Consider the following 20,330-nt stretch of genomic DNA (forward strand, 5'->3'; position numbering starts at 1 on the left):
ACAATGGGCGATATTGTTGAATAAAACTTAGATTTTCAAACGACTTTATTGTTATATTTTTAAGTACAGTGAAGTATCTTATATCGAAAATTAAATAACTATGTTTTAACCCCGTCCTAAATTTAGAGCGGGGTTATACTTGTTTTAGGTTTTAAAATTAAATAACTTTATTGTCATTTTACACATCTACCATTTCAATATAAAAAAGAGGATTTTCATACAGTACTAGAAAATCCTCTTTTTATATTTATCCCACATTAGCTTGCAGTAAAACTCCCCACTGATTATAGTTTCACTTTATTTTAATCCTTTAATTAAAGGTGACGCTTCCCCACTATGGAAAATCCATAAATCATGAAGTGATCTCGTACATCCGACATATAGTAACTTTGCATCATGTTTTGTGTTTTTGTAATGTTCTTCATCCACATCAATTAAAAGCACCGCATCAAATTCTAAACCTTTCGCTAAATAGACAGGTACTACTGAAATACCACCTTCATATTTACTTTGATCTGCTTCAATAACGTTTACAGCCAATCCTGCTTTTGTTAATTTCTCATATATATCGCGGCATTCATCGTCTGTTCTTCCTATTACCGCAATGGTTTTCACATCTTCGTTTTGTAGATGTTTTAACGTCTTCATAATCTCATTAAATTGATCTTCTGCATGGATTACCTTAACATCTTCACCACTGCGAAAAACTGGTGTTGCGAGCCCAACTGGAATCTCTGCATTTTTAATTATTTCGTTCGCAAATTCTATAATTTCTTTTGTAGAACGATAACTTCTCGTCAGTTCATAATAACCTGTTTCTTGGAATACTTCTTTAAAAGCACTCCAATCTTCAATTCCTTGATAATCATAAATTGCTTGAGATAAATCACCTAATATAGTAAAAGAATTACCTAGTGTAATTTCTTTTAATACATAAACTTGGAATGGTGGAAAATCTTGCGCTTCATCAATAACGACGTGATGGAATTTCTGTCCGATTTCAATACCTGTTATGCGGTGATGTATGTAAATTAAAGCTGGTAAATCTTCTACATACACTTCTTTTTTACGACAACTCTTTTCAGTTTCTTTCACAAGTTCTTCAGGCAATACTTCGAGTATTTCTTTACTTTTCAATATTGAACTATATAGTGAAAGTGGGCTCATTTTCGGCCAAAACTTCATATAAGTGTTCAATCTCTTTGTCGCTTCTTTTTTTAATAATTTCTTCTCGTTTGTTTCTCCATACTTTTTCAGTTCAATTTCAATCCAGCGCTTCATTCGGCCGACTAATCTTTCTCTTCTTTTCTTTAATGGATAATGTTTATATTCAACTTGCATCCATTTTTTTATGTCTTCTACTGGAATAATAGCTTTGTCCCATGCCTCAAAATCACTTGTTGGTATTAATTCATTTTCAAATTGAATCATTCTCTCTTCAATAAAGAACTTAAATTCCAGTGTACCTTTCAATTTACCGAGCATAACCTTTTCTTCATCACGATTAATTGAAAATGCTTCTTTCAATTTTTCTTCTGTCTGCTTTAGTTTCACTGAATCATCTAACGTGCGTAATGCCCAATCCGGAAACGTTGTTTGACTAATATTCCCTACACCTAATTCAGGAAGTACACTCGAAATATAGTCTAAAAACAGACTATTCGGCGCAAATACGATCATTCTCTCAGCTTCTAGCTGCTCACGATATTCATAAATCAAAAAAGCAAGGCGATGTAAAGCAATTGTTGTCTTTCCGCTCCCTGCAACCCCTTGAATTAATAATGGCAAGTTTCTTTCCGCACGAATAATATCATTTTGTTCCGATTGAATCGTTGAAACAATATCCTTTAGTTTATTATCTTTATTCTCACCTAATCGATATAGAAGAAAATCATCGGCATGTGATACATCTTCATTTCCTTTTACATATGTATCAACGACACGTTCAAGTTCTCTTTTTCGAATAGAAATGTTTCGTTTTAAATACACATCACCTTCTACTAACCCATCTGGTGATTGATAAAATGCTAATTCTTCTCCACCGGTAAATGAATAAAACATACTTGCGACAGGTGCTCTCCAATCAATAATGATTGGTTTCATCGTGTCCATATCCGAAACCCCTACTTTTCCAATATAAATCGGCATAGCTGCTTCTTTACCATCTTCCTGAAAATCTAACCTTCCAAAGTACGGCTCTTGCACACCAATACGTAAATTTTGTCTATTAGACTCTCTCATACTTTCAAGAATTTGCTCCTTAAAATCTTCTCCATAATAAACTGGGATTTTTTCAAGCTTATCCAATTGCTCATCCATCGTATGCAAAGTATCCTTCATTTTTTGTAACTCATCTTCAAATATGTTGCTCATTTCGACGATTCCCTCCTGTCCGTTCTAATTTTTCAGTCGAAGTATCATTGTATTAAAAATCCAATCATAAAGTCAATAGTTTCTATTTAAATTTTCCGAAAAAACTTACTTTTCATCTTTCTAATTTAAAAAGAATATGCAACATTTAAATCACACAACTACACATATATTAAATTGATGTATACAAAAACGACAATTATTCACACAATAAAAGTAAAAAGAGTAAGGATTTAATCCCTACTCTTTTTTACTTTTATTCGATATGATAAACATTCATTTAAAGAGGATCGCTCTTTATATTTCCCAGCTTCAAAATCATGCGCTCCTCCTGGGAAAATCCCAACTATACTTAAATGAGCCTCGGCACATAAATTACTAATCTCACCTACAGCATAGCAGCGTAAAGATTGTGTCACGATATCATTTGAAGAATCTATTTCCCACCAATGGTCTAGCATTCTTGCATTTTCACTATCATATTCATACTTTCGCATTGCAGAACCTATCGGCATTTCTTGTCCATTGGCCTTTTCCCAATATAACGGTTGATAAATATCAATAAGTGCACATCCATCATCCATCATCCATCATCCAATTTTTAATTCGTTTTAATAGAATCAATTGTTCCTCATCTGTTCCTACACCAAATCCGTCTAAATAAATAACAACATCAAACTTTTCTTTAAAGTTAATTTTATAAAAATCGGCGCAATGAACCTCAATATCATTAGTAGCATGTTCTTTTGCAAACATAGCTAACTCCGGTACAAGCTCAACAGTAGTCATTTTTACATTCAAATTAGACATCGCCCTTGCAAATCCGCCATTTCCAGCTCCTAGTTCTAACATCGTCTGAATTGGATATCCAACTTGTTCTTGCACTTCTTTAGCAACTTCCTGTAACCAATTTTCATTATTTATATCATAGCTTATTAGTTCAAATTGTTTTTTATAAAATTCTTTTACATTTAATTCGTTCATTATTATTCTCCTCCTGCAAATTATTTTTCTGTTACAGGTGAGAAACTAAATTTCTAATGCCCATGAAAAATCCTCCTTTTGATTTCCCTATATTTACAATTCATCAAAATAATAAGAATTTTGAAAGTGAAAGTATAAAAAATAGATAATGGATTATTCCACTATCTACTCTTTAGCTACTTTTATTTTTCTTTTTGATACTCCACCCAGTCACCAGAATCAATAACTTTCAATATCATCTTTTTATCTTGAGCGATATACACATATGCTTCTATTTCCCTATCAGCAACATATACTGTTTGCGTGATTCGATCATATAAATCGGTCTCCGCATTACCTGTATATTCTTCTAGTTCATCTAACTTACACAATATCTCATCATTTACTACATAAACTTCTCCATACACCTTTTCTTCAATCGAATAAGTCATAGCCGGATATCCTTCATTCGTATCAAATAATTTTCCATATGTCCAAGCTCTGTCTGCAATGCACGTTGCACCTAACATATAATGAGCATTCGTTTGTCCTCTTCTTAACGTGCCATAAACGAAAACATGATACATAAAATCTTATCCCCTTTATATGTCTCTACTTTCTTATTTGTAAATAAGCACGAATCATAAAGTAACTCACTTCATTCGGAAGCTGTTCTTTAATAGATTTCAGACCACCCTCAGCATTTTGAACGGCAGTTTCAATAAGAGATTCATACTCTGCTGGAACAAAACTTTGCCACTCTACTTCCATTCCATCCTCGTAGCAGCGAATTAAATGGTTTTCGATTGTTTGTCTTGATAAGTTACGTTCTTTTGCAATCTCATTCAAATCAATACCTTGTTTATACATTTCATACGTTTCTAAATGAGAATTTGCGGACGCTTTTCCTGACTTTTTACGCTCTGCAACTACTTCTGTCTTAATCGTTTCAGCGTAATTTGGATTTTCCTCAATAAAATGCTGAACTGCTTGTAAGAAGTGCGAGCCATATTTCACAAGTTTGTGTTCTCCGATACCTTTTACCGTCAACAATTCGGAATCACTTTGCGGCATTTTCACGCACATATCTTTTAATGTTTGGTCAGAGAAAATAACGAACGGAGGTACACCTTCTCCTTGTGCAATTTCTTTACGTACTTCACGAAGCACTTCAAATAAAGGATGGTCTTGTACAATTTGTCTTGTCTCTACTCGTTCTTTTCGTAAAACATTCTCTTTACCAAGTAATACTTCTTTCCCTTTTTCTGTTACTTTTAACGTCGGATAAGTGCCATGTTCAACTGCAATTAACTCATCTGAAATTAAAAACTCAATAAACTCACTGACCTCTTTTACACTACGGTTCGATAAAAGCCCATACGTTGGTAAAGTATGAAAATTAAATTCAATAACTTTCTTATTTTTCGACCCCGTTAATACTTGCGCTATCATTTGCTTCCCAAAGCGTTGGTTCGTTCTAATCATGCATGATAAAACCATTTGTGATTCCCTTGTCACATCAATGCTCTCGCGATCGTCTGTACAATTACCACAGCGTCCACAATCTTCTTTCGGTTCTTCTCCAAAGTATTGCAAAATGAATGATTGTAAACATTGTTCTGTATGACAGTAATCGGTCATATTTTGCAATTTTTCAAGTTCATTTGAAAAACGTGATTCTCCAGTTGATTGATCAATTAAAAAACGCTGTACTTGTACATCTTGAGAAGAATATAACAATATACATGTGCTATCTAATCCGTCACGACCAGCACGTCCTGCTTCTTGATAGTAACTTTCCATATTTTTTGGAAGCTGATAATGAATTACGTAACGAATATTCGATTTATCAATACCCATCCCGAATGCAGATGTTGCTACCATTACACTTACTTCATCTCGTAAAAAGAGTTCTTGTTGCTCATTTCGATCACTATCACTCATACCAGCATGATATTTTGATACAGAAACTCCAGCCTTCATTAAATCTTCATATAACTGATCGACTACTTTTCTAGTAGCTGCATATATAATCCCAGATTCCTTTTGATTTTGACGAATATAATCCGCCAAATATGCATTTCGATCTTGCCCTTTAATGACAGAAAACGATAAGTTCTCACGCTCAAACGTTGTCATAATTGTATTTTCTTGATTAATTTCAAGTGTGTTACAAATGTCCTCACGTACTTGCGGTGTTGCTGTTGCTGTTAATGCTAATACGAGCGGTTTTTCTGGAAGATAATCTAATATGCGATGTATATGTAAATAACTTGGACGGAAATCATGTCCCCACTGTGAAATACAGTGTGCTTCATCAATCGCAATCATAGGGATTTTCATATCGATAAGTTGGTCAACAAACTCCATCGAATCAAGACGCTCAGGCGCGACATAAAGTAATTTGTAATGTCCTTGTTTCGCTAATTGAATTCGCTGATTTGCTTCGGCAATAGAAATAGAACTATTAATATATGTAGCTGAAATGCCATTCTGTACCAATGTATCTACTTGATCCTTCATAAGTGATATTAAAGGCGATATAACCAACGTCGTTCCTTCAAATACTAATGCCGGAATTTGATAACAAATCGACTTACCGCCACCCGTTGGCATAATACATACTGTATCTTTCCCATCTAGTACATTTTTAATTGTTTCATCTTGTCCTCTTCGAAACGAAGAATAACCAAAATAGGACGCTAAAAGTTCTTGTGCTTTAGTAAACAAAAAAGAGTCACCTGCTTTTCTTTATCTTTCATCTACTTCTATTATATCAATCACTTATGCGACTTGAAAGAGATGAATAGATGCTTATTATTTTTTCATTATTCTATGTTTCTCCACCTATTTAATATGAATTAGCATCCATGTTTTATATGTTTTACAACATTTATAACGTAAATCCAGTAAACATGAAGAAAGAGTTTCAATTTAAATATTCATTTTATTTCCCTTTCTTGAATACTACTAATCGTATACATATAAATTCAGGAGGTTTCTATATGAAACATCATAATATGAGTTCCATCACGGCAAAAAAGAAAACAACACAACTCCAATTCTCTAATAATGATGCGTGGAAATATGAATCATACTATAAGTACCAACCATTATTCTCTTATAAAAAGCTTTTTAATTTTCTTTCTCAACTTTTTAGATGTTAATATATGCGCAAAAAATATATCATTCGCAGAATTTTTCTCAATATTAAATGTATAGACTTACTACAATTCAGTTGTTACCATATATAATAATCTGTTGGATAAACCCCTTAAGTTGACCTGCTTATATTAGCAGGTCTTTTTCATGATTACTTACTTCTACACCTCAATCTCACTTCCAAGTCTTTTTTCCATTTTATAACCATATTTAAATCCCAACAATTAATGATAATCATAAATTGTTGGGATTTTAATTGTTCACATATAATTATGCAATTCTTCTTTCTCAATACACAAAACACATTTTACTTGTTACTATGAAAGTACTCCAGATGAGTTTTTGCTCATCGACATTATCTAGTTAATGGGGCCTGCCGCGGGAAGCAGGTCTCTTTGACTTTATTAAGGTCCCAATTTCATTTGGACACATTTACCAGGTTTTTTCAAAAGAATTTTATGATAACATTACGTAGTCGAGTCCGACATCTCGGCAATACCCTTTTGAGGGTCTGTAACTTCCCTTGCAGACCCTCTTTTACTTTATATTCAATTTATTCATATATACCACAAGATCATTCACCTAATTTCTCCAATTCAAATTCCCTAAAAATAATCTAGGACACGTAACTAAACATAAATCTATATCATACTTTGAGTTATACATGTTCAAAGGAGTGTTACTATTTATGTATTCTTATTGGCAATCGTATTACTCCCCCTACCATAACCCTTATGTAAACTATGATTTATCCGTACGTAACTACCGAATTAGTAAAAACGAGAATTTTTTAAAAGGGTATATGCGTTCTTTATGGGAACAACACGTCGCTTGGACGAGATTGGCTATTATAAGTATTGTATTTAATTTACCCGATGTTAACGTTACTGTTGGACGCCTTCTACAAAACGCAACACATATGGGACTATCACTTGAACCATTTTACGGTGAAGATGCAGTAAAAAAATATAGTGCATTAATTAAGGATCACTTAGTCATTGCAGCAGATCTTGTTAAAGCCGCAAAAACTGGTGATCAAAATGCAGCTGCCGCTATAGAGAAAAAATGGTACGCTAATGGTGATGAAATCGTTGAGTTTCTTAATAACATCAACCCATATATAGGAAAAGAAGAATTCCGAAAAATGTTTTATGAACATTTAGCACTAACGAAAGCAGAAGCACTTACCTTCCTAAATAAAGATTATGAAGCAGGAGTACAACTTTACGATAAAATTGAAAAAGAAGCATTAGAAATGGCCGACATGATAACAAACGCAATCGTAAAACAATTCCCACAAGTATTTCAATAAAGTGAAATGTTAATCAGAGTAGGTATTACTACTAAGTAATACTTGATAAAATAAGTCGATTCCCAAACATAAATCGGCTTATTTAACTTTCTCTCCATGATATTTCACCTCTCCTCTTTACATTTAGCTTATATCGATATATTTTATTAATATCCGTTTTTTATAGGAGGAAATAGTTTGATTAACGCGATTGGGCTCGTTTTTATACTTACAAATAAACACGAGAAAAAAAAGAAAGTTTACCTAAATGAAAAATTTGCACTAATAGATATTATTGATTCTAAAGAAGTATTTGATGATGAAGGGAATCCTTTAGTAGAACTAACATGTAAATACAGTATATATTTAGATGAAAAATATTACTGTAAATCTCTCGATGATTATACTGGACAAGTATTTCCTTTCTTAAGTGCAAAAATAGGAAAAGGTCTTCTAAGAAACTTAAACTACTACTTTTCTTACGTTGATGCCTATGATAAGAAACCACCAGTTAAAGAAATAAGACCGCTGATGAAACAAGTAACTAACAGATAGCGAAACATACAAAAAAGGAAAGCATCTAGCTCTGGATGTTTTCTTTTTTATTGAAAACTCATTCATTCTCATCCTCTTCTAAAAGTATGTATCCAAGCATATTTTAAATTAAAAACATTGGAGGATTAGACTGAATGAAATACTCAGAAACAATTATAAGTAAACGACTTCGAATGCTTAAAATGACGGGTATGTTTTTCATGCTAGTATTAATAGCATGGATTGGATATACAAAATTACTTTATGAAAACGGATTTCTTCAAGAAAAAAAGAATTCAGTAGAAGTAATGAATACTAGCATTACAGGAGAAATAGAGCAGCTTTTTCATATAAACTTGCAAGGTTATCGAAAAACAAACCTTGATGCTGTTATAGAAGCAAGTAAAACCGATCCAAGCGAACTATCCCTAATTGAACTGGTCAACAAATCCTGCTCGCGAGATTGCATAGGTGAGCCAGTAACATATGTAAACTCAAACAATGGATATATCTTTTATAAGGAATCTAATGGAACTAATGTAGCTATAACGGTTAAAAAGAAAGACACATGGGTAATTGTAAAGAAATCTGTTCAAGATGGAATATAACCACCCTAAAAAAGAGTACGTATCGTACTCTTTTTTATTATTAATACCCTTCATCTTCATCTCTACAATGGCATTTCGGTTTCGTTTTACAATGACATTTTTCACACTCACATTTCGGTTTCTCTTTGCAACAACATTCGTGAAAATCACTGCGTTTACATCTACATCTCCCAAACATTAAATTATCCCAAAATTTATTACAATTTCGGGAATGCCCACAATGACAAGTATTCCCCATGGATATGCTTCCTCCTTAATAGAATTCATCATATTCTATGTTTGAAAGTATACAAAGGCTTGTTTATTAGTCTATTTTCTCCATATTATAACTAGATTTAGAAGATTACATAAAAATAAAAAGCCGTCACATGACGGCTTTTTATTTAGCAAACTACTCTTTTGTATAAAAAAATTTAATTCCTTTCGTATCTAACCAAGCCGTTACTTTGTCCAGTTCGTTCCCTTGACGATAATCTGTCTCGAAATACACAAGTCCTTGGTTATTTCCGGGAGATATTATTTTAGAAGTATATCCAAGCTTATCCATCATTTGAATCATGTCAGGAATTAAATTTACACCAAATTCATAAGTAACTACTTTGTTATATTTATTCACTATAATTCCAACCCCTTCTTGTTTCTTTATTGGCTCAACAGTTTGATTTATAAACCAAGCTAACGGTTTATTTCCAATTAGCTCATTTAAATCACATTTTCCGATACCAGCTACATTCCCTGTTTCTGTGTATTGCCAAATATCACATGGATACGCCGGTTTGTTACCACCATAACGAGGAATCCATACAAAATCAGAATTGACATTTGCTATTCCAAATGGAGCATACATATGATGAGCAATATATAAACCGACCTTCTTAGCTCCTAATCTACGTAATTCATCAATAAATGCTTGTGCACCCGCTCTCATATCATTCATTGTTTTTACTTCTACGTCAGCTACCCAAACTGTGGCATTTTTTTCACCACGGTTCCAAAAGTCTCTTGCTTCTATCCGTGCATCCTCTACTGAAACGAAACGACAGAACGCATAATTACCAAACGGAATATTTCTTACTTTCATTGCTTGTACATAATTATTATATAAAGGATCAACATAAGTTGAACCATCTTGCACACGTGCAATTACGAAATCTAATTGTGGGGCTGCGATATCCCAGTTAATATTGCCATTCCATTTTGAAATATCTACAATGTAACCCATTATTCATCATCTCCTTTTTTATTATCATATTCAGAGATTGTATTTTTTGCTCTTATCCCTTAAACAATCAAGTCAGTTTTTTAATTAGCAGTAGAGATTTTGTATTCATTGATAATGATTTAAAATTTAACTTATGTATCGAAAAATAGAATATTATTATAGATTTAAAAGATGATTATTCAAAAAAACTAAAGTATATAATTAAAACCACCTTTTTGATAGGTGGTTTTAATTATATACATTGTCCATATTTGTGGTTACATAGTATATTATCGTGAGCCATTAAAATAATAAAAGCCAACTTGTATTTTTAACCCACTGATTAAAGTTTTACTTTATCTCACATACTCATAGTACCACTTACGCGCATCTAACCAAGCTGTAAATTTATCGATATTTCCAGCTGGATAGCCATTCGTTATAGCATAACCAATGCCATCTTTCTGAACGACAATTTGTCCATCAATACCCGCATCAACCATCGCTTGAGCCAAAGCTTGTAAATTACTAAATGCTACACCGCCAGTTTTTACTTTGAGCAAATCCACTGTACCTCCTCCAGTTTGTCCTGTAAGAGCAAACACAATAGAATTAGCGATTTTATCAACATTCCATTTTGCCATGTCAGATTCATTATCAATAAATCCTAATTCTATAAGAATAGCAGGTGCTTTCGTCCCATTTAATACCGCTAAATCTGTACGCTGTTTTGCACCTCGATCACGCCATCCAATATCTTTTGCTAGTTGAGCTGAGATTTTAGCCGCCAAGTCTTTCTGATCATAATACAGAACCTCAACACCCTGTCCATTTCCATCGCTTGCATTAAGATGAAAAGAAATAACTAAATCCACAGCATGGGAATTGCTTTTACGAATGATATTATTTAAATTTTGTGATTGAGTTGTTCCTACCTCGTCCGTATCGTCATAAACCGTGTGTCCTAAGGCTCTTAACTTAGCCGCCACGGCATCTTTAACTTGCCTATCCAGAACGTGTTCTTTCCGATTCCCGAAATTAGCACCTTGAACAATACTATTATGTCCTCCGTGCAAACTATATCTAGCCATTATTCATCAACATCTCCTTTCTTAATATTCTATTCAAAACTTGTCTTATTGCTATTCCCACTTACAATCTTAACTGTACCCATACACCCTACATTTTCTAAAATTGACGGCACGAACAAAAAAGCATCACCCTTTCGGCGATGCCTAAGCTCCCTAAATAAATAGAGTTTAAAATCACTGAAACTTCACCTATATTTCCTCCCCTTCCTTCACAGCTTCTTTCAACCTCTGCAACATATACCCAATCCCTTTACACCCCTCTAGCGGATATGTAATCATTTCTTCTGGATATAACTTTGTCACTACTTTTTTATGCTTTTTTCCTGCTAGTAAGACGATTTCGTCAAACTGTAATAAACTTTTATCTACCAACTGTTTTTGTAATTGCTCTATACTTATTACCTCATCGCTTTTTGAATCAAATGCAAGATCATAGTTTTCTAATACAATATCATTTGGTCTTAAAAATCCATGTTTCGCTGATAATATAACCCAGTTTTCGAAAAACATAGTTGCGTATGCCTGACATGCTTTTCCGAACGGACTAATATATACATCTTTTGCTTCCATCGGTCCGTAGTTTGAGTGCTTATCCCAAATTTTCTTTTTTCCACAAGGAATTATACATAGCCTTTTCATATATATTTCTACTCCCTTTACTTCTGTAAATAAAATTCGTTATTTTGTACATTTTTCTCTCGAAATACTATATAATAATTCCGAAAGCTAAAATTACACATTTTACCATATACGTACTATGGATCACTCTCATTGCAAATATTATAATACCATAAAAATTTTTGCTTTTTTTCTTCAAAATATTAAATATAAATTTTAACATAAGGATGTATAGATATAATTAAAAAGGAGGTTCATAAAAATGAAAAATATTATCCCTGCACTATTAGTCTATTTTATCGTTTGCGTTATTTCCGTTATCATCCCAGCATCTGAAGGCTATAATTATGTCGGCTGGAAGTTATTTGTTGGGCAAGTGTATGCGATACCTATTTTCTTCATTACTGCGATAATCACATTTTATATAAACAAGAAAAAATCTTACGAATAAACGATTATAAGGATAGCTAACGCTATCCTTATTTTAATTCGTTAATCAAATCTAAAATAGCCCTTGCAGTACTTTGTATCCTTTCTTCCGAAAAGTCAAACGCAACACCTGTATTTATATATATTTCCTGTATAGGTAAATTCCAATCTGAACTCGCTCCCTCTTTAAAGAAAGCAATCGCTTGTTCCTGATTCTCTCGATAAATTTGAAACAATTGCATCGCTCCTATTTGCGCAATTGCATATTCAATTTTATAAAAAGGAAACTGAACAAAGTGAAATGACTCGAACCAATTTCATTCTCTACTCCTGCAATATCAACTGATGAATATTGATACCTTTTACATAGTTCAATATATTTCTCATCTCGCTCTTCTGGTGAATGGTTTGGATTTGTATAAAGCCAGTGCTGGAATACATCTCCTGAAACTGACGATATTAATAACGATAAAGTACGATATAATTGAGCTTGCTGTACTTCTTTATAATCATCCTCTTGCGTATAAAAAATATTAAGCTTATCCATTAATAGTAATTCAAGACTAAGGGAATAAAGTTCCGCCACCTCTTCACGAAGGTATCTTTCCTGCATACTACTTTCATTGTTAAATTGTTTATAAAAGTGAAATGCATGCCCCAATTCATGTATTAATGCATGAATCGCATAAAATGAAGAACTAAAATTAGAATAAACAAAAACGTCTTTACTATGAGATAAGGTAAAGCAAGCAGCTCCTGGTGCTTTATTTTTCCGTTCTTGTACGTCAATTAATCCCGCTTTCCTTATATGAGTAAATTCCTCATGAAAACATGAATCTGTCTTCCGCAACATTTCTTCAATTCCATCCAATAAATTAATATAATTTTCAAATGGATATTTTTGCAAATTACAAGGAGCAAGATCCCAGGGACGATACGTTTTTACATCAAGATTCTTTTTAAGAAAACTTCCTAACTGTTTCCAAATTGGTACAACACACTTTTCTATCGACTCATGAAACTTAAAACAATCTTCAATACTGTAATCTCTATTTTTTTGTTTAAAGGCATACTCACTATAATTATTAAATCCTGCATTTAATTTTCTGTTTTTTAGAGATAAAAAAGGACAAGTAGCCAATCTGACTACTTGTCCTTGCTGTTTATGTGTACTCAATAAAATTAAGCTTGGAATGCTTCTGTTAATACTGGTACGATTTGTTTTTTACGAGATACAACACCTTTTAATGTAGCTGTGTTGTTTTCTAGTGATACGTTGTATGCTTTCTCAACAACGTTTGCTGCTTTACCGATCGCAAGACCGACAGAATCGTTAGTTAAGATATCAGTTACAACGAATAAGAATAGGTCTAAACCTTTTTCTTCTACTACTGCAGAAATTACTTTTTCAAGTTCCGCTTGGTGTACAAGAACGTCGTTTGTATCAACAGCGTTTACTTGTGCGATTTCAACTTTCGCATTACCCATTTGGAATTCTTTAGCGTCAAGAGAGATTAATTGCTCCATTGTTTTTCCGCTTAAGTCAGCACCAGCTTTTAACATTTCTAAGCCGTAGCTATCAGCATCTACACCAGCGATTTCCGCTAATTCACGAGCAGCTGCTACGTCTTGTTCTGTGCAAGTTGGAGATTTGAATAGTAAAGAATCTGAAATAATTGCAGATAACATTAAACCTGCAACTTCTTTACGAATTGTAACGCCATTTTCTTTGTACATTTTGTTTAAGATTGTAGCTGTACATCCAACTGGCTCACAACGATAGTATATAGGATCGCTTGTTTCAAAGTTAGCAATACGGTGATGGTCAATAACTTCTAACACACGAACTGATTCGATATCGTTAGCACTTTGTTGACGCTCGTTATGGTCAACTAAAATAACGTTGTCCACTTCGCTTGCTACTGTCTCAACAAAACGCGGTCCTTCTACTTTAAAATAGTCTAACGCAAATTGAGTTTCACCGCTGATTTCGCCTAAACGTACAGGCTCAGCATTCATTCCTAATTCTTTTTTCAATTCTGCATAAGCAATTGCAGAACAAATTGCATCTGTATCTGGGTTTTTATGCCCGAAAACTAGTACTTTTTCCATGTTTTCCACCTCTTCATGAAAAGGATATCTTAAAGAAGCAAATATGACAATATTTAAAGCATATTTTTTTATAAATAATTGCACTTTCTTCTATATTTTTCATCATTTTCATAAAAAAAATCATCTAAAATGAATTAGATGATCGAAATATATGTTTCAATTAAAATAGTGTAGGAGCTTGCACTACGTTGTTAAAAGCGAAATTTGAAGCTAAGCCATTATTCACAAGGTTTACATCTATAACTTGATAAAACGCATTTCCAGTGTCTGCAATTTCCCAAACAGCTAAAATAAGATGGTATCCACTACGATCAGTTGGTACATTTGCTTCATGCGTTACTGTTGTCCCTGGTCTAGCCCCACCGTCATTTTTCACATAGAATGGCACTAAATCTAAATCTGATCGCGTTAAAGGTTTATTTGGATTCCAGCCTTTTTTCGTAATATAATATTTCCACTCTTTCGTACTATGAGGAGCAGTTAGTTTCCACTTGAATGTATTCGTCCCGCCATTTAACGTAACTTTCTTCCACCTATCCACAGTTTGAACATCTAAAGCAGGAAAATGACCAGCCCCTGCAATTTGTCCATCAGAAGGTCCTAGTTGCGGAAATCCCCCTATCCCTTCTACACTTTGTGGTTCATATTGAATCGGTCCACAATTTACATTTACCCCTTGCTTACATAAATAAGATCGGCTCGCTGGTGATTCTACATAACCATGAGCTGAAGCCTTTTCTGAAAATCCAAATGTTAATAATCCCGTAAGTAATACGCCACCACTTAAAATAACTTTCTTCATCTTTTGTAAACTATTCTTTTTCATTCTTTCATCCCCTTCCGATAATAAAGCGAAAATAACTATAGTTGGCTAGTCATCTTCTCTACATTTATTATAAGACGAGAATCATTACTAAAAGAACCCTCTAAAAACTTTCTCAAATTCATTTAGTGCGTTAAATGGATTATATCAATAAATTTATTTAACACCGCCAGAAAAATATAGACGGTGTTAAAATAGTTTCTTATTATTCAGTATGATAACCTTTTAATCACAATTTATATGCATTTATAATAAAGAACCGTAGCATCTAACTTTCCATTCGGAGAAATTGCATACCCTGGTATTGTTCCAACTTCTTGGTAGTCTAGTGATTTGTACAATTTATTGGAAGGATCTCCTTCTCTAGTATCTAATACTAAAAGAGACCTGTTTTCTTGCTTCGCTCGTTCCTCTGCTTTTTGCATAAGCAATCGTCCAATACCGTTACGTCTAAAGTTTGGATGAGTCATTAATTTGCAAATCTCGGCTCTATGAATTCCGTTAGGCTTTGTAACTAATTGTAATTGAATACTCCCTGCTACTTCGTTGTTTATTTTAGCCACATACAATATCACTTCTGGCGCTAATACTGTTTGCCAATACTTTGTTGCGTCTTTTTGTTCCAGTGGAGGCAAAAAACCAATTGATGCCCCATCATTTACAACCGTTTTCAAAAGTTTCGAAAGTTCTTCCATATCATTTTCTAGTTGCTTAATTTCTTCAATTACTAAATTTCGCATTACTTTTCCCCCTTTTGTTTCATTGTAACAATTTTTAAAGAAGGAATAATGAAATAATAAGATGAATTTATTTAGGATATGATTTTTTTAGTGAAAGGATAACTATATGAAATATATATTAGATAGAACGTACGCAAAAGAATTACTCGAATGGGCATATGAACAAAACCCGGGCCCTTGGTTTGAACATTCACTACATGTTGCTCATGCAACTGAAAACATAATTATAGAGCTTATCAAAAAAGGGTATGACCTAGACGCTGACATAGCATATAACGCTGCCCTTTTGCATGATATCGGAAGATACAAAGGTTTTACCAAATCGGTCATTCATTCCTATGATGGTTATATGTATATGAATGATTTAGGATATGCAGGAAACGCCATTATTTGTGTGACACACTCGTTTCCCTGTAAAAATGAACATATAGATATCGCAGCGGAATGGCATCTCGTTCCTGACCATATGAAAAGCCGGTTGGTTGCAATATTGAATGAACATAGTAACTACGACTTATACAATAAAGTAATTACTCTTTGTGACGCTCTTGCTGACGCGGATGGCTTTACTACGCTGGAAAGAAGATTAATTTCCGTTGGTTTGCGTCATGGTACAACATCTCATACATCTTTACATTGGAAAGGGTTTTATGCAATTAAGAAAGAATTAGAAGCTTTAATCGGTAAGAGTATATACACAGTTCTTCCTGATGTAGAGAATTCGATTTATGAAGATATAGAATACTAAAGTGAATACAAATTTAATTTCACATAAAAAAACGTTTTAAACATAAAGTTTAAAACGTTTTTTTATTCAATGCTTTTGATTTTTCAGTTCTGTTAAACACTCTTGCACTAAAGTTACCGCTTGACTCATCGCAGCTCCGCCAGCAAATGCTGCTGAAACACCACATGCTTCCAGAATCTCTTTATCCGAACATCCTTGATCAAGACAACCTTTTGTATGATAAATTGTACAATACTCATCTTGCGTTGCTAAACTAATTCCTAATGCAATAAGTTGTTTTTCTCTTTTTGTTAAAGCACCCTCTTGAAAACAAGCTTGCGTAAACGCATTATATGTCTCAGCGATTTCAGGAATTTGATTTGTAAAACTACCTATACCTTCTTTATAATGATGTAGAATATCATTTATCGAACTATGTTGCTCATGTTCCATCTTATTCCCTCCAGTCATATTATCCATACCTATTGTAGTATGCGATGAAATGGAGGCAATATACCTTCTTTTAAATCAAGAATTTTCAGTTAATTTACGTTATAATTTTAAATTATCATCTACTATAACTTTTTCTCTAGAACTTTTCCTTTCAACCTCTTTACTTCTTTCTTCCCAAAATGTTAATCCTTCAATCCCTACATTTTTAGGATCAAATACTGGATCTTTCCCTTCTTTTTTCTGCGTTTCATAGTCTTTTAACACTTTTAATGCGATTTTACTTAATAATAGAATCGCGATTAAGTTTAACCATGCCATACTACCGATTCCTAAATCTCCGAGATTCCATAAAAGCGACGCTGATTCAACACTACCGATGTAAACCATAATTAAAAATCCAAATTTTAAAACTGGTTTTAACCAGCCATACTTCAATTGACGATCTAAATAAGTAAGTGTCGTTTCAGCGATATAGTAATAAGCGAGTAACGTTGTAAATGCAAAAAAGAAAATTGCAATTGAAATAAATATTGGACCAAACCCTGTCATCACAGTTTCAACTGCTTGTTGCGTATAAATTGGACCTGCTTCCACACTTCCTATGTTTTTTACAATAGCGCGTTTCCCTTCAGGTATAACATTATACATACCTGTAATTAATATCATAAGAGCTGTCGCTGTACATACGACAATTGTATCGATATATACGGAAAACGCTTGAACTAATCCTTGTTTTGCAGGATGCGATACTTCAGCAGCAGCCGAACTATACGTCGCTTCTCCGACACCAGCAACGTTTGAAAATACAGCGCGTTTTACGCCCCATGCAATAGCTGCACCAACAATTCCACCAAACATTTCATTTACACCAAATGCGCTAGAGAAAATTAAAGCAAACATACTTGGAATCTCCGTTACATTCGCAATTAATATGATACATGTAACAATTACATAACCAATTGCCATAAATGGAACAAGCATTTGAGAAACGCCAGCAATTCTCTTTACACCACCAAAAATAATTGCTGCTAGTAACACGACTAAAAATATACCAGTTATATATTTGTTAATACCATTAGAGTTTTCAAATCCAACTGCGATACTACTAGATTGAATACCTGGTAATAACACGCCATATGAAAGTGTTACAACTACCGCTACAATGACTGCAAACCATTTCATTTTTAAACCTTTCTCAATGAAATATGGAGTACCGCCGCGATATTCATTCCCTACTTTACTTTTGTATACTTGAGATAATGTTGATTCAACAAACGCGCTCGCTGCCCCTAACAAAGCCATTACCCACATCCAAAATACAGCTCCAGGCCCGCCGAAAGCGATTGCTGTCGCTACCCCTGCGATATTACCAATTCCAACTCTTCCTGATAAGGCTAAACAAAATGCCTGAAAAGATGATATTCCCGTCTCTGAACTCTTTCCTTCAAATAATAGTTTAATCATCTCTTTAAAATAACGAATTTGCAAAAAGCGTGTTGCAATCGTGAAATATACGCCTGCCCCTAATGCAAAAACAACTAAACCGATACTCCACACTTGCCCTACTAACCATTCTACTAAATTCTCCATCCAAATCCCCCTTATCATTCTTTTGAAAAACAATTTTGTATATAAGAAAACGGACAACTATTATCAAACTTTCTAGTTGTCCGCATCTTTCATTATTTCATCCCTCAATTTTTGTCAGTAAAACGCCCTATTACTTTATATTTACCCAAACACTTTTCACTTCTGTATAATTATCAAGCGCATATGAACCTAATTCGCGGCCAATACCAGATTGTTTGTATCCACCAAATGGTGCAGCTGCATTTTCTAAGTTATAATCATTAATCCACACTGTTCCTGCTTTTAATTTATTTGCCACTTGATGACCCGTTTTGATATTTTGCGTCCATACACCCGCAGCAAGGCCATAAGATGAGTTGTTCGCTCGTTCAATTACTTCTTCTGTCGAATCAAATGGAAGTACAACAACAACTGGTCCAAATATTTCTTCCTTAACGATTGTCATATCGTCTGTAACGTCTGTGAATACAGTTGGCTTAACGAAATAACCTTTTTCAAGCGCACGTTCACCACCAGCCGCAACTGTAGCACCTTCTTTCTTCCCTTGCTCAATGTAATTTAACACACGCTCTTGTTGTTTCTTAGATACGAGTGGACCCATCTCCGTTCCTTTCTCCATACCTGCTCCAAGTTTTACGTTGTTCGCCATTTTCACAAGTGCATCTACTACAGTTTCATAATGTTTACGATGAACAAATACACGTGATCCTGCGCTACAATTTTGACCGTGATTATACATAATACCTTGGAATGCACCACTAATTGCTTCTTCCAAGTCCGCATCTTCTAAAATGATATTTGGTGATTTGCCGCCAAGCTCTAACGTTACATGCTTAATCATTTCTGCAGACTGACGCATAATATACTTTCCTGTAACAGTAGATCCTGTAAAAGCAACTTTATCAATGTCATGATGATTTACAATTGCCGCTCCTGCTTCAGGACCAAAGCCTGGTACAAAGTTTACAACACCGTTTGGAAATCCAGCCTCTTTAAAGAGTTTTGCTGTATATAGTAAGGATAAAGGTGTTTGCTCTGCTGGTTTTAATACGATCGTACAACCTGTCGCCAGTGCAGCTCCCATTTTCCAAGAAGACATAACGAGCGGAAAGTTCCACGGAATAATCTGACCTACAACACCTACAGGTTCATGTCTCGTATAGTTTAAGTAATCTTTTGAAATCGGGATTGTTTGCCCAATAATTTTTGTAGCCCATCCTGCGTAATAACGATAATTTTCTACAGTCGCTGAAATATCATCCTCAAGTGCTACTTGATACGGCTTCCCATTATCTAAAGCTTCTAATTGCGCTAACTCTTCTCTATGTTCTTCAATTAAATCTGCTAATTTATAAATAAGATGCGCTCTTTCAGCAGTAGTCATTTCTGCCCACGGACCAGATTTAAATGCAGATCTTGCTGCTTTTACTGCAGCATCAATATCCTCTTCTTGCGCTTCACATACGACTGCTAAAACATCTTCTGTTGCTGGATTGTACGTTTCAAACGTCTTTCCGCCAATAGCAGAAACAAATTCGCCATTAATAAACATTTTAATTTCTTCATTTAAAAACGCTTCCACTTTTGGTTTCAGCTCAATATTTGTCTTTAACATTAT

At 34.0% G+C, this 20,330-nt stretch carries 17 protein-coding genes and 2 pseudogenes; 5 read left to right on the forward strand and 14 right to left on the reverse strand.

Annotated elements, in window-relative coordinates:
- Positions 1 to 297 precede the first annotated feature (297 nt).
- From ACLBXA_RS06095 to recQ, 4 genes and pseudogenes are all read right to left on the reverse strand, one after another.
- Positions 298 to 2,373 carry a HelD family protein gene (locus ACLBXA_RS06095; protein ID WP_000065164.1) on the reverse strand — a complete coding sequence of 692 codons (2,076 nt, stop codon included), beginning with the start codon at positions 2,371 to 2,373 and terminating at the stop codon, positions 298 to 300.
- A gap of 230 nt (positions 2,374 to 2,603) precedes the next feature.
- Positions 2,604 to 3,354 (reverse strand): annotated as a pseudogene (locus ACLBXA_RS06100) (class I SAM-dependent methyltransferase).
- 182 nt (positions 3,355 to 3,536) lie between these two features.
- Complete coding sequence (locus tag ACLBXA_RS06105) at positions 3,537 to 3,920, reverse strand: gamma-glutamylcyclotransferase family protein (RefSeq protein ID WP_000274901.1); 384 nt, start codon at positions 3,918 to 3,920, stop codon at positions 3,537 to 3,539.
- A gap of 25 nt (positions 3,921 to 3,945) precedes the next feature.
- Positions 3,946 to 6,063: a DNA helicase RecQ gene (gene recQ / locus ACLBXA_RS06110; RefSeq protein ID WP_000494275.1), complete on the reverse strand. Its 2,118-nt coding sequence runs from the start codon at positions 6,061 to 6,063 to the stop codon at positions 3,946 to 3,948.
- Positions 6,064 to 7,183: 1,120 nt separating this feature from the next.
- Here recQ and ACLBXA_RS06115 point away from each other — a divergent pair.
- The 3 genes from ACLBXA_RS06115 (at position 7,184) to ACLBXA_RS06125 (ending at position 8,928) form a co-directional block, all read left to right on the forward strand.
- Positions 7,184 to 7,807, forward strand: coding sequence for a hypothetical protein (locus tag ACLBXA_RS06115; RefSeq protein ID WP_000287734.1), 624 nt, complete (start codon positions 7,184 to 7,186; stop codon positions 7,805 to 7,807).
- 177 nt (positions 7,808 to 7,984) lie between these two features.
- The gene (locus ACLBXA_RS06120) at positions 7,985 to 8,341 is read left to right on the forward strand and encodes a hypothetical protein (RefSeq protein WP_000606231.1); all 357 of its coding nucleotides are present in this window, start codon (positions 7,985 to 7,987) and stop codon (positions 8,339 to 8,341) included.
- 134 nt (positions 8,342 to 8,475) lie between these two features.
- A complete protein-coding gene (locus ACLBXA_RS06125) occupies positions 8,476 to 8,928 on the forward strand; it encodes a hypothetical protein (protein ID WP_000877576.1) in 453 nt (150 codons plus the stop codon).
- Between the two features lie 391 nt (positions 8,929 to 9,319).
- On the opposite strand, the gene ACLBXA_RS06130 is transcribed toward ACLBXA_RS06125, so the two are convergent.
- From ACLBXA_RS06130 to ACLBXA_RS06140, 3 genes are all read right to left on the reverse strand, one after another.
- Positions 9,320 to 10,150: a GH25 family lysozyme gene (locus ACLBXA_RS06130; RefSeq protein WP_017763253.1), complete on the reverse strand. Its 831-nt coding sequence runs from the start codon at positions 10,148 to 10,150 to the stop codon at positions 9,320 to 9,322.
- Between the two features lie 335 nt (positions 10,151 to 10,485).
- Positions 10,486 to 11,220 carry an N-acetylmuramoyl-L-alanine amidase gene (locus ACLBXA_RS06135; protein WP_000135285.1) on the reverse strand — a complete coding sequence of 245 codons (735 nt, stop codon included), beginning with the start codon at positions 11,218 to 11,220 and terminating at the stop codon, positions 10,486 to 10,488.
- Positions 11,221 to 11,409: 189 nt separating this feature from the next.
- A complete protein-coding gene (locus ACLBXA_RS06140) occupies positions 11,410 to 11,859 on the reverse strand; it encodes a DUF6884 domain-containing protein (RefSeq protein WP_000824878.1) in 450 nt (149 codons plus the stop codon).
- Between the two features lie 241 nt (positions 11,860 to 12,100).
- Between ACLBXA_RS06140 and ACLBXA_RS06145 the strand changes: the two genes are divergently transcribed.
- A complete protein-coding gene (locus ACLBXA_RS06145) occupies positions 12,101 to 12,289 on the forward strand; it encodes a DUF4017 family protein (RefSeq protein ID WP_000789485.1) in 189 nt (62 codons plus the stop codon).
- 28 nt (positions 12,290 to 12,317) lie between these two features.
- Here ACLBXA_RS06145 and ACLBXA_RS06150 read toward each other — a convergent pair.
- The 4 genes and pseudogenes from ACLBXA_RS06150 to ACLBXA_RS06165 form a co-directional block, all read right to left on the reverse strand.
- A pseudogene (locus tag ACLBXA_RS06150) lies at positions 12,318 to 13,378 on the reverse strand (M3 family oligoendopeptidase); the annotation flags it as partial.
- Between the two features lie 71 nt (positions 13,379 to 13,449).
- Positions 13,450 to 14,379: a manganese-dependent inorganic pyrophosphatase gene (ppaC, locus tag ACLBXA_RS06155; protein WP_000416871.1), complete on the reverse strand. Its 930-nt coding sequence runs from the start codon at positions 14,377 to 14,379 to the stop codon at positions 13,450 to 13,452.
- A 160-nt stretch (positions 14,380 to 14,539) separates the two neighbouring features.
- Positions 14,540 to 15,205: a lytic polysaccharide monooxygenase gene (locus ACLBXA_RS06160; RefSeq protein WP_000742282.1), complete on the reverse strand. Its 666-nt coding sequence runs from the start codon at positions 15,203 to 15,205 to the stop codon at positions 14,540 to 14,542.
- Positions 15,206 to 15,438: 233 nt separating this feature from the next.
- Complete coding sequence (locus ACLBXA_RS06165) at positions 15,439 to 15,942, reverse strand: GNAT family N-acetyltransferase (RefSeq protein ID WP_001245262.1); 504 nt, start codon at positions 15,940 to 15,942, stop codon at positions 15,439 to 15,441.
- 106 nt (positions 15,943 to 16,048) lie between these two features.
- Between ACLBXA_RS06165 and ACLBXA_RS06170 the strand changes: the two genes are divergently transcribed.
- Entirely contained in the window at positions 16,049 to 16,690 is a 642-nt protein-coding gene (locus ACLBXA_RS06170; RefSeq protein WP_000874108.1) for an HD domain-containing protein, read from the forward strand.
- Positions 16,691 to 16,756: 66 nt separating this feature from the next.
- Here ACLBXA_RS06170 and ACLBXA_RS06175 read toward each other — a convergent pair whose 3' ends face one another.
- From ACLBXA_RS06175 to ACLBXA_RS06185, 3 genes are all read right to left on the reverse strand, one after another.
- Positions 16,757 to 17,149: a carboxymuconolactone decarboxylase family protein gene (locus ACLBXA_RS06175; protein WP_001999958.1), complete on the reverse strand. Its 393-nt coding sequence runs from the start codon at positions 17,147 to 17,149 to the stop codon at positions 16,757 to 16,759.
- A 72-nt stretch (positions 17,150 to 17,221) separates the two neighbouring features.
- Positions 17,222 to 18,712 (reverse strand): alanine/glycine:cation symporter family protein, encoded by a 1,491-nt coding sequence (locus tag ACLBXA_RS06180; RefSeq protein WP_081143709.1) that lies wholly within the window; start codon positions 18,710 to 18,712, stop codon positions 17,222 to 17,224.
- Positions 18,713 to 18,842: 130 nt separating this feature from the next.
- Positions 18,843 to 20,327 (reverse strand): aldehyde dehydrogenase family protein, encoded by a 1,485-nt coding sequence (locus ACLBXA_RS06185; protein ID WP_000920980.1) that lies wholly within the window; start codon positions 20,325 to 20,327, stop codon positions 18,843 to 18,845.
- Positions 20,328 to 20,330: the final 3 nt, after the last annotated feature.

The sequence above is a fragment of the Bacillus sp. D48C genome (genome assembly GCF_053345735.1).